18 protein-coding genes are annotated in these 16,916 nt (G+C 70.9%); 12 read left to right on the top strand and 6 right to left on the bottom strand.

The window, feature by feature from the left end:
* Window positions 1–4 precede the first annotated feature (4 nt).
* From ACFWWQ_RS09790 to ACFWWQ_RS09780, 3 genes are read left to right on the top strand one after another with little or no spacing between them, the layout of a single operon-like run.
* Window positions 5–148: a hypothetical protein gene (locus ACFWWQ_RS09790; protein ID WP_384592931.1), complete on the top strand. Its 144-nt coding sequence runs from the start codon at window positions 5–7 to the stop codon at window positions 146–148.
* The gene (locus ACFWWQ_RS09785) at window positions 145–999 is read left to right on the top strand and encodes an urease accessory protein UreD (protein ID WP_384592927.1); all 855 of its coding nucleotides are present in this window, start codon (window positions 145–147) and stop codon (window positions 997–999) included. Before ACFWWQ_RS09790 ends, ACFWWQ_RS09785 begins: the two co-directional genes overlap by 4 nt.
* 27 nt (window positions 1,000–1,026) lie before the next feature.
* On the top strand, window positions 1,027–1,368 hold the full coding sequence (locus ACFWWQ_RS09780; RefSeq protein ID WP_384592924.1) for a hypothetical protein: 342 nt from the start codon (window positions 1,027–1,029) through the stop codon (window positions 1,366–1,368).
* 204 nt (window positions 1,369–1,572) lie between these two features.
* Here ACFWWQ_RS09780 and ACFWWQ_RS09775 read toward each other — a convergent pair whose 3' ends face one another.
* The gene (locus ACFWWQ_RS09775) at window positions 1,573–3,546 is read right to left on the bottom strand and encodes a heavy metal translocating P-type ATPase (RefSeq protein ID WP_384592921.1); all 1,974 of its coding nucleotides are present in this window, start codon (window positions 3,544–3,546) and stop codon (window positions 1,573–1,575) included.
* A 107-nt stretch (window positions 3,547–3,653) separates the two neighbouring features.
* Here ACFWWQ_RS09775 and ACFWWQ_RS09770 point away from each other — a divergent pair, with 107 nt between their 5' ends.
* The gene (locus tag ACFWWQ_RS09770; RefSeq protein ID WP_384592918.1) at window positions 3,654–4,052 is read left to right on the top strand and encodes an ArsR/SmtB family transcription factor; all 399 of its coding nucleotides are present in this window, start codon (window positions 3,654–3,656) and stop codon (window positions 4,050–4,052) included.
* A gap of 174 nt (window positions 4,053–4,226) precedes the next feature.
* Here the strand turns inward: ACFWWQ_RS09770 and ACFWWQ_RS09765 are convergent, their stop codons facing one another.
* The 4 genes from ACFWWQ_RS09765 to ACFWWQ_RS09750 form a co-directional block, all read right to left on the bottom strand.
* Window positions 4,227–4,691, bottom strand: a complete 465-nt coding sequence (locus tag ACFWWQ_RS09765; protein WP_384592915.1) for a RidA family protein — start codon at window positions 4,689–4,691, stop codon at window positions 4,227–4,229.
* Window positions 4,692–4,770: 79 nt separating this feature from the next.
* Window positions 4,771–5,937: an alanine racemase gene (locus tag ACFWWQ_RS09760; RefSeq protein WP_384592912.1), complete on the bottom strand. Its 1,167-nt coding sequence runs from the start codon at window positions 5,935–5,937 to the stop codon at window positions 4,771–4,773.
* A gap of 36 nt (window positions 5,938–5,973) precedes the next feature.
* Entirely contained in the window at window positions 5,974–7,287 is a 1,314-nt protein-coding gene (locus tag ACFWWQ_RS09755) for an MFS transporter (protein WP_384592909.1), read from the bottom strand.
* A 16-nt stretch (window positions 7,288–7,303) separates the two neighbouring features.
* Window positions 7,304–8,842 (bottom strand): amidohydrolase family protein, encoded by a 1,539-nt coding sequence (locus tag ACFWWQ_RS09750; RefSeq protein WP_384592906.1) that lies wholly within the window; start codon window positions 8,840–8,842, stop codon window positions 7,304–7,306.
* 68 nt (window positions 8,843–8,910) lie between these two features.
* On the opposite strand from ACFWWQ_RS09750, the gene ACFWWQ_RS09745 reads away from it, so the two are divergent.
* Window positions 8,911–9,909, top strand: a complete 999-nt coding sequence (locus tag ACFWWQ_RS09745; protein WP_384592903.1) for an Lrp/AsnC family transcriptional regulator — start codon at window positions 8,911–8,913, stop codon at window positions 9,907–9,909.
* A 241-nt stretch (window positions 9,910–10,150) separates the two neighbouring features.
* On the opposite strand, the gene ACFWWQ_RS09740 is transcribed toward ACFWWQ_RS09745, so the two are convergent.
* Window positions 10,151–11,128 (bottom strand): LysR family transcriptional regulator, encoded by a 978-nt coding sequence (locus ACFWWQ_RS09740; protein WP_384592900.1) that lies wholly within the window; start codon window positions 11,126–11,128, stop codon window positions 10,151–10,153.
* Between the two features lie 73 nt (window positions 11,129–11,201).
* Between ACFWWQ_RS09740 and ACFWWQ_RS09735 the strand changes: the two genes are divergently transcribed.
* The 7 genes from ACFWWQ_RS09735 to ACFWWQ_RS09705 all read left to right on the top strand — a co-directional run bounded on the left by ACFWWQ_RS09735 (window position 11,202) and on the right by ACFWWQ_RS09705 (window position 16,842).
* Window positions 11,202–12,155: a DMT family transporter gene (locus ACFWWQ_RS09735; RefSeq protein ID WP_384592898.1), complete on the top strand. Its 954-nt coding sequence runs from the start codon at window positions 11,202–11,204 to the stop codon at window positions 12,153–12,155.
* A gap of 105 nt (window positions 12,156–12,260) precedes the next feature.
* Window positions 12,261–12,548, top strand: coding sequence for a hypothetical protein (locus ACFWWQ_RS09730; protein ID WP_384592895.1), 288 nt, complete (start codon window positions 12,261–12,263; stop codon window positions 12,546–12,548).
* A 93-nt stretch (window positions 12,549–12,641) separates the two neighbouring features.
* Window positions 12,642–13,154, top strand: coding sequence for a hypothetical protein (locus ACFWWQ_RS09725; RefSeq protein ID WP_384592892.1), 513 nt, complete (start codon window positions 12,642–12,644; stop codon window positions 13,152–13,154).
* 12 nt (window positions 13,155–13,166) lie between these two features.
* On the top strand, window positions 13,167–13,493 hold the full coding sequence (locus tag ACFWWQ_RS09720) for a hypothetical protein (RefSeq protein ID WP_384592889.1): 327 nt from the start codon (window positions 13,167–13,169) through the stop codon (window positions 13,491–13,493).
* Complete coding sequence (locus ACFWWQ_RS09715; protein ID WP_384592886.1) at window positions 13,480–14,976, top strand: pyridoxal phosphate-dependent decarboxylase family protein; 1,497 nt, start codon at window positions 13,480–13,482, stop codon at window positions 14,974–14,976. The genes ACFWWQ_RS09720 and ACFWWQ_RS09715 overlap by 14 nt, the downstream gene beginning before the upstream one ends.
* A complete protein-coding gene (locus ACFWWQ_RS09710) occupies window positions 14,973–16,058 on the top strand; it encodes a cupin domain-containing protein (protein ID WP_384592883.1) in 1,086 nt (361 codons plus the stop codon). Before ACFWWQ_RS09715 ends, ACFWWQ_RS09710 begins: the two co-directional genes overlap by 4 nt.
* A 58-nt stretch (window positions 16,059–16,116) precedes the next feature.
* Window positions 16,117–16,842: a type 1 glutamine amidotransferase domain-containing protein gene (locus ACFWWQ_RS09705; RefSeq protein WP_384592880.1), complete on the top strand. Its 726-nt coding sequence runs from the start codon at window positions 16,117–16,119 to the stop codon at window positions 16,840–16,842.
* Window positions 16,843–16,916: the final 74 nt, after the last annotated feature.

Below are 16,916 nucleotides of genomic sequence, written 5' to 3'. Positions count from 1 at the left end.
CCCCGTGACCATGCCCCCTCGCCACGCGTACGGCCCCGAGCCGCTGCGCGCGGACCGTAGTCTCCGCGCCTTCCGCGCCTTCCGCGTCGGCCTGGCCGACTGGGTAACAGGGCACCTCACCCGCTGGCGCGCGAAGGCGGCGGCATGAGCGCCGGCGCTCAACTCGCCCAGCCCAAGGCCGCATTCGACCCTACTGGTTCCTCCGCCAGCGCCGAGGAAACCTGCGGACACCCGGATGGCGTGCGTGCTACCGCCCGCATCCGTGCCACGTACAACGGACGCGTCACCACCCTGCCGGAACTGCGCAGCGACGGCCCGTTCCACCTACGACGCATGCGCACAGGCGGCCGGGCCGCCACGGTGGGCGTCATCGGCGCGATGAGCGCCCCGCTCGGCGGCGACCGGCTCACCCTAGACATCACCGCCGAGGACCGGGCCGAACTGGATGTCACCACAGCCGCCGCCACGCTCGCCCTCCGCGGTCCCACCACCGCGCCGGCCACCTACGACGTACGGCTGAGCGTCGGGGAGCACGCCTGCCTACGCTGGCTGCCGAAGCCGCTGATCAGCGCCGCCGACAGCAATCTGCATCAGACCTGCACGGTCAACCTCGCCGCGACCTCGCAACTGGTGCTGCGCGAGGAGCAAATCCTGGGCAGAGCCAACGAGAAGCCGGGCCACCTCGTCAGCCGCATCCGGGTCCACCGCGCCGGCCGCCTGCTGCTCGACCAGCACACCGCCTACGGGGACCCCGAGCCAGGATGGGACGGCCCCGCAGTCCTGGACGGACACCGCGCGGTCGGCCAACTCCTCGTCGTGGGCCCGGAGCTGGACCTCCAGCGTGCCCCCGTCCTGTTCCGCAAAGGGACCAAGGACGGCTGCGCGCTCCTCGCACCGCTGGCGGGCGGCCCGGCACTGCTTGCCACCGCCGTCGCACGGACCTCCTCCGCCCTGCGGGAGCTACTCGACGAAGCACTCGGACACGCCTTCGGCGCGTAGCGCTTCGACGAGTCCCGAGAACCGGACGTGGTCAGTTACGAATCGGAGGACAGCAGGGCGAGCCGGCTGATCATTTTCACGGTGACGGAAGCCACTCCCTCCGAATCGATAGAAGCGGCTTCGGATTCCGACAGGATGACCAAGAACGGATACGATGAACCGTTTCATGGAGTAGTTGGTGATGTTGCTCTACGGGAGTTCACCTACTCCGACGAAGAGCTGGGTGAACAGTTCGCCGTCGACTACCGGTTCGAAGCGGAGGCGGACGGTAATCTGTACGCGATCGTCGCCTTTGGGCCGGTCGGCCGGGAGGGGGAAACCAGGCAAGTGGTGGAGCGGGCGAAAGCGAGCTTCGGAACGGCAGACTGAAATGGGCTCCCGGTCACCACGGCGACAGGGTCACCGGTGGACAGCCGGTGGCGGGGCCGTCAACGGCGACCTCTGAGGCAGCGTCGGCCGTGCAGCGCGCCAGGAAGAGCAGTCAGCCGACCTGACACAGCTGCGTTCCCCCATGGATGCTCAGCTCGCGCAGGAGGCGGGGGAGGGACGGCGGTGCGCTGATCCCGCGGAGGCTCACCGACCGTTGCGGGCGCGGCGCCAGGCGGCGTCGGCCAGCAGGCGCAGGCCGTTGAGGCCGACGATGACGGTGGAGCCCTCGTGCCCGGCCACGCCGAGGGGGAGTGGCAGGGTTCCTGCCAGATCCCAGATGACCAGCCCGGTGATGAACACCGCGGCGATGATGAGGTTCTGCACGACCAGGCGGCGGGCCTGTCGGGAGAGGGCGACGACGGTGGGGATGGTGGCGAGTTCGTCGCGGACGACGACGGCGTCGGCGGTCTCCAGAGCGAGGTCGGATCCGGCCCGGCCCATGGCGATGCCGGTGTGGGCGGCGGCCAGGGCGGGGGCGTCGTTGACGCCGTCGCCGACCACGAGCACCTTGCGCCCGGCCTGCTCCAGCTCCCTGACCGCGGCGACCTTGTCCTGCGGGAGGAGGCCCGCGCGGACGTCGGTGATGCCGGCCTCGTGTGCCAGGCGGGCGGCGGCGCGCGGGTTGTCGCCGGTGACCAGCGCCGGCGCGGCTCCGGTCAGACCGGTGAGGGCGGCGACGGTGGCGGCGGCCTCCTCGCGCAGCCGGTCGGCGATGCCCAGTACCCCGAGAAGGGCGCCGTCGACCTCGACCAGGACGGCGGTACGGCCCTCGTCCTCCAAGCGGGCGGCGGCCGCGGCGGCCGGATGGTCCGTACGCCCGTTCAGCAGCCGGGCGGGGCTGCCGACCGCCACCCGGCGGCCGCCGACGGTGGCCGTCACCCCGGTGCCGGGAGCGGAGGTGAAGTCCTCCGCCACGGGGAGCGCCAGGTCGCGGGCGCGGGCGGCGTCGACGACGGCGCGGGCCAGCGGGTGTTCGCTGGGGTGCTCGGCCGCCGCCGCGAGCCGTAGCAACTCCTCCTCGCTCAGGCCGGAGCCGGCCAGCGGACGGAGGTCGGTGACGTACGGGATGCCCTCGGTCAGGGTGCCGGTCTTGTCCAGCGCCACCGCGTCGATCTGACCGAGCTGTTCCATCACCACGGCCGACTTGACCAGGACGCCGTGCCGTCCGGCGTTGGCGATCGCTGACAGCAGCGGCGGCATCGTGGCCAGCACCACCGCACACGGGGAGGCGACGATCATGAAGGTCATGGCCCGCAGCAGCGTCGGCTGCAGTGCCGCGCCCAACAGCAACGGCACCGTGAACAGCGCGAGCGTGGCGGCCACCATGCCGAGGCTGTACCGCTGTTCGACCTTCTCGATGAACAGCTGGGTGGGCGCCTTGGTCCCGGAGGCTTCCTCGACCAGGGCCACGATCCGGGCGATCACCGAATCCGACGGGTCGCGTGCGACCTTCACACGCAGGGCGCCGGTGCCGTTGAGGGTCCCGGCGAACACCTCGTCGCCCTCCTGCTTGGCCACGGGCAGCGGCTCGCCGGTGATGGTGGCCTGGTCCACCTCGCTCGCCCCGTCCAGGACGCGGCCGTCGGCGCCGACCCGCTCACCGGGCCGCACCAGGACGACATCCCCCACCCGCAGCTGCTGCGCGGGGACCGTCTCCTCGGTGCCGTCGTCGGCCAGGCGGGTCGCCGTTGAGGGCGCGAGGTCGAGCAGACCGCGTACGGAGTCGGCGGTGCGCGCGGTGGCGACCGCCTCCAGCGCGCCGGAGGTGGCGAAGATGACGATCAACAGCGCCCCGTCCAGGACCTGCCCGATTGCGGCGGCGCCGATCGCGGCCACCACCATCAGCAGGTCCACGTCCAGGGTCTTCTCCCGCAGCGCCTGCAACCCCGCCCAGCCGGGCTCCCAGCCGCCGGTGGCGTACGTGAGGGCGAACAACGGGCCCCACGTCCACCCCGGCGCGCCGGTCAGATGCAGCGGCAGGGCGATCAGGAACAGCACCAGAGCGGCGGCTGCCCAGCGGGCCTCGGGCAGGGCGAAGATCCGGGTGCGCCGCCGGGGCGCCACTGCCTCGCGGGCATCCGTGCCCGAGGCCGCCGGGCGGGTGAGGGTGGAAGGCATCGGCACGGGGCCCTTCACGCAGGGGAGAGGGGGGACCCTGCCACCGTAACAGGAATGCATGAAGAGACATTCATTTATTCATGGAAAGGGCCCCTAGTATGGGGTGCATGGGTCATGGAGCCGCACCGCCTGCCGACAGCGTCCCGCGCACACGCCTGGACGCGGCCCATGCCGCCCGGGTGGCCACCACCCTGCAGGCGCTGGCCACCCCCTCCCGGCTGCTGATCCTCGCCCGGCTGCGGGAGGGCCCGCTGCCCGCCACGGAGCTGGCCGCCGAGGTCGGCATGGAACAGTCCGCCTGCTCCCACCAGCTCCGCCTGCTCCGCAACCTCGGCCTGGTCACGGGCACCCGCCAGGGCCGTTCGATCGTGTACGCGCTGTACGACAACCACGTCGCCGCGCTGCTGGATCAGGCCGTGTACCACATCGAGCATCTGCAACTCGGCCTCGCCGACCCGCCCCGCCCGGCCGGCGGCGACGAGGAAGCCGCCGCCGCCCGACCCTGAGCAGAGGGCCGGCGCGGAGCGCGGCGCACCCTCATCGCCGGCGGAGCGGCCGGTGCGGCGAGCGCGGCATATCCCCAGCGGAGGGTGACGGTCGCGGCGGTCGGCGAGCGCGCCGAAGAGGGGTTTGAGCCCCGGTCGGGTTGTTCGGCGATGACCAGGCACCGGTGAGCGGTCTCAGTCTGCGAGTTCGACCTGGAGTTCGATCTCGACGGGGGCGTCCAGCGGGAGGACCGCGACGCCGACAGCGCTGCGGGCGTGGCTGCCTTTGTCGCCGAGGAGGTTGCCGAGCAGTTCGCTGGCACCGTTGATGACGCCGGGTTGGCCGGTGAAGTCCGGTGCGGAGGCCACGAATCCCACGACCTTGACGACACGCTTGATGCGGTCCAGATCGCCCGCGACCGATTTCACGGCCGCGAGGGCGTTCAGCGTGCAGGTGCGGGCCAGGTCCTTGGCCTGCTCGGGAGTGATGTCGGCACCGACCTTGCCGGTGAGGGGCAGCGTGCCGTCGATCAGGGGGAGTTGCCCGGCGGTGTGGACGTACGGGCCGGACCGGACGGCCGGCACGTATGCGGCGAGTGGTGCGGCGACCACGGGCAGGGTCAGCCCCATTGCCTCGATCTTCTTCTCGATGATGCTCATGTCCGTACCTTTCTTGATGATCACGCGTGCGGTGGCGGCGGTAGCCGGCGACCTTCTTGGGACGCCGGGGCCAGGTCGGTCACTGTGATCCGTGGAATTGCGGGTGCCACACCTCACGTGCGTGGCCTTGGTCGTCGACCACGGTGATGTCGGGCCAGCGGTCGAAGGCGGAGCAGGGGTGGGAGATCCCGAGGTCGACCTCGTCGCCTACGTGCAGACCGTATGCCTCGGTGAGGACCAGGTGGTGGTCGTAGATCTGGGTCGCGGTCGCCGTGGTGGCCGGTCGCGGCAGCCCCTGCGCGTCGTGCGCGCTGACGAGCACCGGCAGGCCCGCGTCGTAGGGCAGTTCACGTTTCCCGGCACCGACGATGGCACGCCCTGATTCCGGCGTGGAGAGCACCACAGCCCGGACCGTCAACGCCGCGCTCAGGCCCGGCAGGGGCGAGACGTGTTCGTATGTGCCATGGTCGTGGGTGACGTAGCAGCCCGACCGAAGAACGGGCACCATCGGCAGATCACCCCGGTGCGGCGCGGCTTCTGCAAGGACGTGGACGACTCGGTCGGGAAAGGCGGAGCCGCCCATGCTGAAGACCGGATGCGCGGTCTCGAACAGCGGAGTGAGGCTGTGGAACACTGCGATCGCCTTCCGGCAGTGCTCGTCGACATCCGTGAGGGTGGCGGCGTCCCGGAGGTTGGGCCGCACACCCTCATAGCCCGCAACACCGGCAAGAAGGAGTCCGGGTGACGCCTGGACAGCCGTGGCCAGGTCACGGGCCGCGGCAGGCTCCCGCACGCCCGTCCGGCATCCGTCCGCTCCGATATCGATGAGGACACGCAGGGAATGGGGTGCACCGTCCATGGCCGACCGGGCGAGGCCGACCCCGCTGAGGGAGTCGACGAAGCAGTAGACCTCCAGCCCCGGCATCTCGTCGAGCCGCCGCCGGATCAGGGCGAGGTCGGCGCGGTGGATCACTTGATTGGCGATGATCACACGCCGTATCCCCCACTCCAGGGCACTGTCGGCCTGTGTCACGGTGGCAACCGTGACGCCCCACGCTCCCGCGGCCATCTGCCGTTCGACGATGGGGCGCGTCATGGTGGTCTTGATGTGCGGAGCCAGCTCGACGTCCTGATCGCGGCACCAGTCCGCCATGAGCTGGACATTGTGATCCAGCGCGGGCAGGTTGAGGCGGAGCTCCGGCACCCTCCGGGGCCGGCACCCGCCAAGCGGCGTGTCGTGATCCATGGGTTCTCCTGACTTTGGGGCCGTAGGTTTCACGCTCTATGACGCGGCAGGTGATGAGGATGAGCTGGCTGATCGCTGGGCGCCGGCCGGCAGCCGGTTGGCGTAGATCGTGAGGCTGCCGACCAGCAGCAGGGCCACCACCGAGAGCAGGCCCACCTCCGTGCTGCCGGTGGCGTCCTTGACGAAACCGATCAGGGTCGGGCTGATGAAGCCGCCGAGCAGGCCGATGCTGTTGATCAGGGCGATCCCGCCGGCCGCTGCCGTGCCCCTCAGGTAGGTCGAGGGCAACGCCCAGAACACCGAGTAGGACGCCCACATACAGGCCGTCGCGACGATGATGGCGATGAGCGAGACCACGAAGCTGCTCGCGGTGAACGCGGCGACCGCGAGCGCGACGGCGCTGATCAGCGCGGTGATCGAACTGTGCAGGCGGCGCTCACCGGTGCGGTCCGAGCGCCGTCCCAGCACCACCATCAGTACGATCGCGAACGCGTACGGCAGCGCCGAGTAGAGGCCGATCGAGCCGATGTCGGTGAGCCCGTTCTCCTTGAGGATGGTCGGCAGCCAGAAGCTCACCGCGTACAGGCCGCTGATCAGGCAGAAGAGGCCGAGGGCCAGGGCGTAGACGCGGGGATCGCGCAGCACCTTCCGGAAGTCGTGCTTGCCCTGGTCGCCGTCCACCACGAGATCGCGGCGCAGCAGTTCCTTCTCCTCCGCGCTGAGCCAGGTCGCCTGCTCCGGCGAGTCGGCCAGCCTCCTCCAGACGGCCAGCGCGAGCACCAGGCACGGCAGTCCTTCCAGCAGGAACATCCACTGCCAGCCGTGCAGTCCGGCGGTTCCCTCGAAGTGCGTGATCAGCCACGAGGACACCGGACCGCCGATCATCGAGCCGATCGGGCCGGGCAGCAGAAGCAGCCCCAGCGGGGCCGCCATCCGCGCCGGCGGGTACCAGTAGGTGAGGTAGAAGATGATGCCGGGAGCGAAACCGGCCTCGAACACGCCGAGCAGGAAGCGCAGCACGTAGAAGCTCGTCGGGTCGCTGACGAACATCATCGCCGCCGCGGTGAGCCCCCAGAGGAGCAGGATGCGGCAGAGCGTTTTACGGGTGCCGATCTTGGACAGCAGCAGGTTGCTGGGCACCTCGAAGATCACGTAGCCGAGGAAGAAGATCCCGGCGGCCAGCCCGTAGACCGACTCGCTGATCCCGATGTCCTGCTGCATGGCCAGCTTGGCGAACCCGATGTTGACCCGGTCCAGGAAGGCGAAGGTGTAGCAGAGGACGAGCAGCGGCAGGATCCGCCAGCCCACCCGCCGGTACAGCACATCCCGCGCCACTGGCGTATTTGTCATGGCCATGTTTGCTCCTTCAGGTGCGGTGGCGACCGAAGATCGGTTCTCCGGGCAGGTGGTCGAGTTGGATCTGCTCGTCGCGGACCACGAAGGTGCCGCCCACGAGCACGTGGTCGATGCCGGTGGAGGGGCGTACTCGGGTGGCGGTGGCCCCGCTGGCGATCGCGTCGGGGTCGAAGACCACGATGTCGGCGTCGGCCCCGACCTGGATCCGGCCCTTGCGCTTCATCGCGGGCGCGGCCGCTTCCAAGATCTGCGCCGGCAACAGGGTGCAGCGCCGGACCGCTTCGGCCAGCGGCATTACGCCCAGCTCGCGGACCAGCCAGCCGAAGGTGCGCGCGTAGCAGCCGACGCTGCGTGGGTGGGTGAAGACATCGTCGGCGACCGGCCAGGTTTCGCTGGTTCGCCCCACCAGCGGAACGGCGTCCGAGGCGATCGCGGTGTCGGCGAACAGCAACGAGTGCTGCAACGTTTCCAGGTCCGCAGGGTTCGACTCGTCGAGCCAGTCGAACTGGATCAGCGCGCCGGGATCCTCCTGGCGCAGCTGCGCCAGCCGCGCCGCGTCCGCGACACGTTCCCCCGTGGACAGGCAGAGGATGTTCTTCGGCACCATGCCGAGCCGGTGCAGCAGCTCGGGTGCGAGGAACGCCGCCCCGATCACGGTCGACGCCGAGCCGTACGGATATGCCTCGGTGGTGATGTGCAGGCCGTTTCCCCGAGCCCGCTCCACCGCCGCCGCGACGTCGTCGATCATCCGGTTGGAGGTGCTGTTGATGTGGCACATGTGCATGTGCGCGCCGGTGCCGGCCGCCGCCGCGATCACCTCCAGCGCGCCCTCCAACGAGGTCCCGGGCTCCTCGGTGGAGATGAAGCGGGTGTGGGTGAACGTCGGCACGCCGAGCCTCGCGGCCAGCGAGGCGACCGCGACATACTCGTCGCGGCCCGAGTCGGGCGCGTACCCGACCAGCATCCCGATGCCGAGCGCTCCGTCGTGGATCTGCTCCTCAAGCAGGTCCAGCACCCTCGCCATGTCGCGGGCGCCCACGGGGCGGCGCCAGTTCGGTGCGCCCTGGTACTTGGAGAACATGGCGAACGACGACGCATCCAGGGCCACGCCGTCGAGCAGGCGCATCCGCGCCAGCGCCCACCCCGCGGAGTAGCCGAAGTTGATCGGCCGCCCTTCCGCGGCCGCCTCGGCGTAGGCCGCTCGGACCGGCAGCGCGCCCGCTTCGAGCTCCAGCGCCGTGGTGACGCCGTCGAGGGCCTGCAGCCGAAGCCCGGTGACTGTCTGCGCGTGGCTGTGAAGGTCGATGAAACCCGGCGTCAGCACGCGGTTCGACACGTCGACGACCACGTCCCCGGCCAGTCGATCCGAGGTCACCGCCACGATCCGACCGCCGCTGACAGCGACGTTGCGCACCTCGTCGAGACCCGTTTCCGGATCGATCACCCGCGCACCCGCCAGGACCAGGTCGATCTGCTGCTCACTGCTCATCATGCGGAGCAGCATGGGGAAGCTTCGGCACAGGAGCCGCAGAATGATGAATATCTCCATCAGGCCCGGCTAGAATGTGGGAAAACAACGGCATGGCCATGCGGCTGTCATGTACGAGGGGGCCACGGGTGCTGGACGAAACCGATCTCGCGTTGGTGGACGCCCTGCAGATCAACCCGCGGGCCAGCTGGACCACGTTGGCCGAGGTGCTGGAGCTGGCGCCGATCACGCTGGCCCGCCGCTGGCAGCGGCTCACCGACGACGGCGCGGCCTGGATCACCGTGGCACTGGGCAACAGCTTGTCGAAGGGCGCGATCGTCGAATTCTCCTGCGCGCCGGGCACCGCCACGCAGGTCGCCGAACGGCTCGCCGAACTACCGCACGTGATCACGGTCGGCGTGACCACCGGCGAGTACGAGGTCTTCGCCCTCATCATGGCGCCGTCCCTGGCGGCGATCTCGACCGTGCTCCTCAAGACGCTGCCGCTACCGGAGCAGGTCACCAAGGTCCGCAGCCACGTGTTCGGCAGCACCTTCGGCGGCATCATCTGGCGCCTTGGGGTGATGAACCGCAGCCAGGCCGACCAGGTCCGTGAGGCGATCGGCCCGCTGCCACGCAAGATCCGGCCGTTCGGCGCCGCCGACCGAGCCCTGTTCCTGGCGCTCGGGCACGACGGCCGGCGCCGCTACGCGAGCCTGGCCGACGAGCTCAACACCACTCCGCCGGCGGTCAAGCGCCGCCTGGAGCGGCTCCACCGGCACGGCGACATCACGTTCCGCTGCGACGTCGCCCGGCCGCTCGCCGGCTGGCCCACCATGGCGCTGCTGTGGCTGACTGTGCCCGACGTCGAGGTGCAGCGCATCGGAAATGCGCTCGGCAGTTGGCCGGAGACCCGGCACTGCGCGGCCGTGACCAGCCCGGCGAACCTGGGCCTGATCGTGGGCTTGCGCTCCCTGAACCACCTGGACGAACTGCTGATCAAGATCGCCCGCGAGCACCCCGACGCCAGGGTGGTGGACCGCAGGCTCGTCCTGCAGATGACCAAGGTCTACGGCCGCATCCTCGACGAACAGGGCCGCAGCACCCGAGTGGTCCCGGTCGACCCCTGGACGGCCCTGTCGACCTGACTGCGGCGTGGGGAGGCGTGCTCTCTCTCGCGGAAACTGCAGAAGTCCCACATCACAGAACTCAGCGGGATCGGCCAGCTGCCGGAACCCGGCATGGCTACAAGGCCCCGGACCAGGCCCCAGCACGGCGCGAGCGGACAAGGGCTACTCCGCCGCACGTTCCAAGGTGGAAGGCCGATCAGAAGGGGGTAGGGGCGAACCCGCCCTTGACGCCACATCAGCTCCCTCCCTGCTGCGACCGCTACTCATGCGACCGATACCCCCGAACCACCCCCTCGCCCACGCCACCCCCCTGCTCAGCCGGACCAGGCACCCCCGGCCCCATCCCCTGCGCCGCACGCGCCATCCCCGCGATGAACGCCTGTACGGCAGGGGTCTGCGACCGCGGCGCGGTCGCCACGCAGATGGTGCGGGTGACGACCGGGCGGCAGGGGATGAGGCGTACGCCCGGGTGGTGGGCGGGGACGGCCATGCGGGGGACCAGGGCGGCGGTGAGGCCGGCGGACACCAGTTGGAGCTGGGTGCTGTAGTCGGCCACGCAGTAGCGGACCTGGACGTCGGTGACCGCTTGGCGGCGTAGCAGTTCGACGAGGGCCTGGTGGGCGTCGCTGCCGGTCGGGCAGCTCGCCCAGACGAGGCCGTGCAGGCTGTTCAGGGGGACTTCCGTCAGGTGGGCGAGCGGGTGGCGGTGGTGGACGGCCAGGAGCGCGTTCTCGCGTACCAGGGGGTGGGTGAGCACGCCCGGGGGGATGCGGGCCGGGGCGTGGGTCCAGCTCTCCATCACCACCGCGTCCAGCCAGCCGGCTTCCAGATCCGGCAGCAGGTCCGACGCCTCGCCGTCCTGGACCTCGGGCTCCAGACGCGGATGGGCGTCCGTGAGGGCCAGCAGGGTTTGCGGAAGCAGCGAACGTAACGCCGAGGCGACCGCGCCCACCCGTAACGGCCCCGCGACCAGGCCGCTGATCGCCGCGAGGTCCGCGTCGGCCTGCGCCGCCGTCTCGGTCATCCGGTTGGCGGACGCGGCCAGGACCCTTCCGGCGTGGGTGAGACGGATGCCCCGGCCATCGCGTTCGACGAGGGCGGAGCCGGCCTCGCGTTCCAGGCGGCGCAGATGTTGTGAGACGGCGGGCCCCGTCACGTGCAGCGCCTCGGCTGCCGCGCGGACCGACCCCAGTCGCGCCACCGCGTCGAAGACGCGCATTCTCTCCCAACTCACCATGTGCGAAGGCTAATGAATACAGCGAACAAACAGTAAGTAGTGGTGTCGCGTCGAGGGTGGAAGGCTGCCTGACGTGGAAGCCGCACCGAAGCCCCGAACCCCCGCCCCCGAGCGTGCCCCGGAGACGTCGGGCACCCAGACGAAGGCAGCCGCTCTGATCATCGGAGGGGCGGCCTGCCTGTCGATGTCGGCGGTTTTCGTCAAACTCGCCGACGTCAACGCGGGCACTGCGGCCTTTCTGCGCTGCGCCATCGCGCTGATCGCCCTCGTGCCGATGTGCGTGTACGAGACCCGTCGGCGCGGCGGCATGCCCGCCGCGCTGCACCGGAACGCGATCCTCGCGGGCGTGTTCCTCGGCGCCGACTACGTGATGTGGACCCTCAGCATCCTGGACATCGGCGCCGCGGTGTCCACCGTGCTCATCAACGTGCAGGTGATCGTCTTCCCGCTGCTGGCACGGGTCTGGGACGGCACGCGGGTGACGCGCCGCTTCCTGCTGGCCTGTCCGTTGATGCTGGTGGGCATCGCACTGGCGGGCGGCGTCGTCGACTCCGGCGCGCAGGCCGTGCACCCCGTGCGGGGGGCACTCCTGGGCATCGGTGCGGGCAGCGCCTACGCGGTGTATCTGTACCTGATCCGCCGCTGTGGCCAGCGTTCGCCCCGGCATGTGGTGACCCCGGTCTGCGTCTCGACGGCCGCGGCCACCGTCAGTTCCGGTGTCATCAGCCTGCTCACGACCGGGCTGCCGCTGGCGGTCCCGGCCGCCTCGTGGGGCTGGATCGTGGCGCTGGCGCTCCTCGGCCAGGTCGCGGCCTGGCTGCTGATCAGCAAGGGAGGGCCGCTGCTCCCGCCCAACACCGCGGCGGCGCTGCTGCTCCTCCAGCCGGTCATGGCGATCGCGTTCGCCCTCCTCATCCTCCGCGAGACGCCCACTCCGACCCAGCTGGGCGGCTGTGCCCTGGTGATCGCGGCGGTGTGGACCAGCAACCGCACACCCCGGACGAAGCCCGCGGTGCGTCCCGCGTAGCGACCGCGACGGCAGGGACCGGTAACCCCCTCGGATGAAGCCTGTGGTGCGCCCCCGCGCGTAGCGGCGCGGGCCACGCGTGCCCGCCCCGGAAAGGGAAACGAGATGGAACGCTTATCGGCCGACGACCACGGCCTCATCGCCCCGGTGAGCCTGCCCCGTGACGGCACGGCTCCCGGGAAGCTCAGCGGCCCGGACGAGTACGACGCCTTCTTCCGCATCCACTACGACGACGTCTCCGATGCCGCCTGGGCGCAGCAGGCCCTCGCGGTCACCCGCAAGGTCGCCGACGACCTGCGGGACTCCAGCCTGGGCGAGGCGGAACGAGCCGATCTGCTGGACGGGATGAATCTCCTCCTCCAGCACGCCCTGGCCCTCACCGCCGGCCGGTAGCGAATTTCCCCAGCGCGGCCCGCTCGAAAGTTCACCGTGACCTCCGTAATGCGGTGTGCCCGGCCCCGGGCACCGAGATCAAAGGATGTCGGCATGAAACTGACCAGCGACCAGGAAATCGCCATCCGCAGGTGGAAACTCGGCCATCACATCTTCCACCTCCACTTAACGATGATGAACTCCCATCTCCTCGCGTTACACACCGCGCTCGACAGCGAGGAATGGCCCACCTGCCGACAGTTGCTGTCCACCCTCACCCGCCTCTACCGCGCCTCCACGGCGTCGATGCAGTACGCGTCGGACTTCCCCGCCGACGCCTACCACGGCCTGCTGCGACCCGCGATGGAGCCGCCGTGGGTCAGCCCCGGATTCTCCGGTAAGTTCAACGCCGACCACGAGCGGATGCTCGATCTGCTGAAATCCGTCCGTACTCCCCTGAAAAAGGCCGCACGCGACGGCCGGGCGCCGGACGACGTGAACGAGGCGGCCCGCGATTTGTGGCGGGAGCAGTCGCGTAATCGCGCGAATCACAAGCTCATCTGCGAGAAATTCGTTCCCGGCGGCACATCCCTGCTCCAGGAATACTTCGCCACCAGCGGAAAGTAAAGGAGAGGGCCCATGTCCTTCACCATCGTGGAAACCTGGTACCTGACCGACGAGGCCGCGGCGCAGGCCACCCGCACCATGCAGCTCATCGACGACGCGCTCGGCGACAACGCCCACCACCACCCGGGCTGGAACGGCCACGCCACCTTCCTCCAGGACCGGGACGACCCGCGCGTCGTCACCTGGGTCTACCCCTGGCGCAGCGCGGAGGACCACGCCGATCTGCTGAAGTCCGAAGAGGACCTGGTCAGACCGTTGATAGCCGAGTACTGCACCCGCCCCCGCGAGGTCCGCTACGCCGTGGAGCTGCCCGTGGAGGTCGACCATGACCACCACTGACCACCTCGCCGCGCCGTCCGCGCCGCCCGCCGGCCCGCCCCCGGCGGTCGGGGACTGGACACCGGAGGAGCTGGAGCGCAACGGGCGTCTGCTGTTGCAGCGGCTCAGCGAGCACTTCGCCTCCTTACGGACGCAGCCGGTGACCACCGACCGGTCGGCGAAGGACATCCACCAGCTGTTCGACGAGCCGCTGCCGAGGGACCCGCAGGACTTCGCCGCCGTACTGGACCAGACATGGCGGGACGTGCGGCCGCACCTCACGCAGTGGAACCACCCCCGCTTCCACGCCTACTTCTCCAACAGTTCCAGCGGCCCGGCGATCCTCGCCGAGACCGCCGCGGCCGCCCTGAACGTCAATGTGATGCTGTGGGACGCGGCACCGGCCGCCGCCGCGGTGGAGTCCACCGTGCTGCGCTGGCTCTGCGAGATGCTGGCCTATCCGGCCGACGGCGACGCCGTACTCGTCGACGGCGCCTCCCTGGCCACCCTGTACGCCCTCGCGGCGGCCCGCGAACACCTCACCGGTCTCGACGTCCGCCGCACCGGACTCGCGGGCGGGCCCGTCCTGCGGGTGTACGCCTCCGACCAGACCCACAGCAGCATCGACAAGGCGGCCATCACCCTCGGCATCGGGCTGGACAACGTGGTGCGCCTGCCCGCCCGGCCCGACGGCAGCATGGACCCGGCCGGCCTCGACGCCCGCCTGCGCGAGGACGTGAGGAACGGCTACCGCCCGCTCGCCGTCGTCGCCAACGTCGGCACCACCTCCACCGGCGGCATCGACCCGCTCGACGCCATCGCCGAACTCTGCGCACGGCACGGCGTCTGGCTGCACGTCGACGCGGCGTACGGCGGGTTCTGGCGGCTGGCCGGGCCCGTCCGGCCGCACCTGCCCGACCTGGCAGTGGCCGACTCGCTGGTGGCCAATCCGCACAAGGTGCTGCTCTGCCCGATGGAGGCCAGCGCCCTGCTGTCCCGCCACCGCGACGCGCTGACCAACACCTTCCGGCTGGTTCCCGAGTACCTGACGACGCGCCATGAGGACGGCAGCGTCGACTTCATGAACTACTCCCTGCAACTGGGGCGGCAGTTCCGCGCGCTGAAGCTGTGGTGGATCCTCAAGACGTTCGGCACCGACGGGATCGCCGCCCGCCTCACCGCGTCCACGGCCCTCGCCGACCGGCTGCGTTCCGTCGCCGCGGCCGCCCCGCACTGGCAGGTCACCAACGCGCACACGCCGTTCCCGCTGGTCTGCCTGCGGTACGCGCCGGACGGCCTCGACCGCACGGCGACCGACGACCTCAACCGCCGCATCCACCACCGCGTCAACGCCGGGCGCCGCTCGTACGTCTCGCACACCGTCACCGACGACGGCTATGTCATCCGCGTCTCGATCGGCAACATCCACACCCGCGCCGAGGACGTCGACGCCCTCTGGGACGAACTCACCGCCGCGGCGCGGCAGGAAGGCGGCCACCTGTGACGGCCTCGCCGCCCGCGCCCGCGCCCGCGCCCGCGACCGCGACCGCGGACCCCGACACCTTCACCGAACGCCTCGGCGCCTTCTACGCCGTGGGCCGCTGGTCGGCCGTCAACGACAACCTGCCGTGGACCCCGGCCCCCCAGTCCCTGCCCTGCATGTGGCGGTACGCGAACCTGCGGCCGTTCGTCCTGGAGGCCGCCGAGTTCGTCAAGGGCGACGCGGCCGCGCTCCGGGTCCTCACCCATCTCAACCCCGGACACCGGGGGTACGAGGCGGCCTGCGGGCACCTCTACTCGGGTCTGCAGGCCCTCAAACCGCAGGAGTCGATGACCTGCCACCGGCACGCGGCGTCGGCCGTCCGCTTCGTCCACGAGGGGCACGGTGGCTGGACGGCCGTCGACGGGGACCGTATCGACGTCGGCACCGGGGACGTGATCATCACCCCGGGCCGGCGCTGGCACGAGCACGGCAACGACGCCGACGAGGGCCTGGTCATCTGGCAGGACCTCACCAACGACCCCCTGGTCAACACGCTCGGCGCCAACTTCTTCGAGCTCCACCCCGACGGCACCCACCTGCCGACGACCCCGCGCCGCGACACCCACGCCACCTGGGGCGGCTTGCTGCTGCCCGACACCCGGCGTCGGCACGAGGGCTCCCCGCTGTACGCCTACCCGTGGGAGAAGTGCCGGGAAGCCCTGGAGAACGCGGCCCGGGCCGGTCACCACGACCCCCACGACGCGGTGGTGCTGGAGTACGCCAACCCGGCGACGGGCGGCCCGGTCACCCCGACCACCGGCTGCCGTCTCCAGCTCCTGCGGGCCGGGGAGCGGACGCGGACGCACCGCCGTACGGGCGCCGTGGTGTACGTCGTCGCGGAGGGCACCGGTACGACCACGATCGAGGGCACCGACTTCGAGTGGTCGGCGGGCGACACCTTCTGCGTGCCGTCCTGGGCCCGGCACCACCACACCCACCGCAGCGGCACCGGCGAAGCCGTGCTGTTCTCCGCCGACGAGTCCCCCCTCCTCCGGACCCTCGGCCTGTACGCCGAGGACACCGGTCCGTTCGACGGGTCCTGACCGCCCGCACCGCCCGGGGCCTTCGGGCCCCGGGCCCCGTAAGAAGAGAGGAAGACTCATGCTTCGCATTCTCGTGATGCTGTCCGCCGCCACCCGGATGCCGTTGACGGACGGCAGGACCCGGACCGTCGGATTCTGGCCCGAGGAGGTCACCGAACCGCTGGCGGTCTTCGACAAGGCCGGGGTGCATGTCACCACGGCGACCCCCGACGGACGGCCCGCCGAGGCGGACCCGGCGGGCTTCACCCCGGAGGGCACCGGCCTCTCACCGGACGGGTGTCAGGCGCTCCGCGACGCCGTGGCGGGACACCGGGAACGGCTGGCGCACCCCGTGCCGTTGCAGGAGATCCGCGGCGAAGCCTTCGACGCCGTCTTCGTACCCGGCGGCTACGCCCCGATGATCGACCTCTGGTGCGACCCGCACTGCGGACGCATCCTGGCCGACGCCCATCGGGCGGGGCGCCCGGTCGCGGCGGTCTGCCACGGCCCCGCCGCGCTGCTGTCCTGTACCGACGCGCAGGGGGACTGGCTCTTCACCGGCTACCGGATGACGTCGTTCACCGACGCCGAGGAGAAGGACGTGGCCCTGCTCGACGTCCTGCCGTGGACCTCGCAGCAGTCGTTGGTCCGTCAGGGCGCCCACTTCTCGTCCGGACCGGCGCCCTGGGCCGAGCACCTCGTGGAGGACCGCGGGCTGCTCACCGGCCAGAACCCGGCCTCGGCCCGCCCGCTCGCCGAGCGGCTGCTGGCCCGGCTGGACGGCGGTCAACCGCCCGCCGCCTGAGCGTGCCCGCGGCGGGGGGGGGGGGGGGGGCGGCGCGGGGCGGGCCCGCCGGCGGCGCGGCGCCGGGCGGGGCG

This window comes from Streptomyces sp. NPDC059080 (genome assembly GCF_042739975.1).
GTDB lineage: Bacteria > Actinomycetota > Actinomycetes > Streptomycetales > Streptomycetaceae > Streptomyces > Streptomyces benahoarensis.
This window is presented reverse-complemented; position numbering and strand designations above follow the sequence as displayed.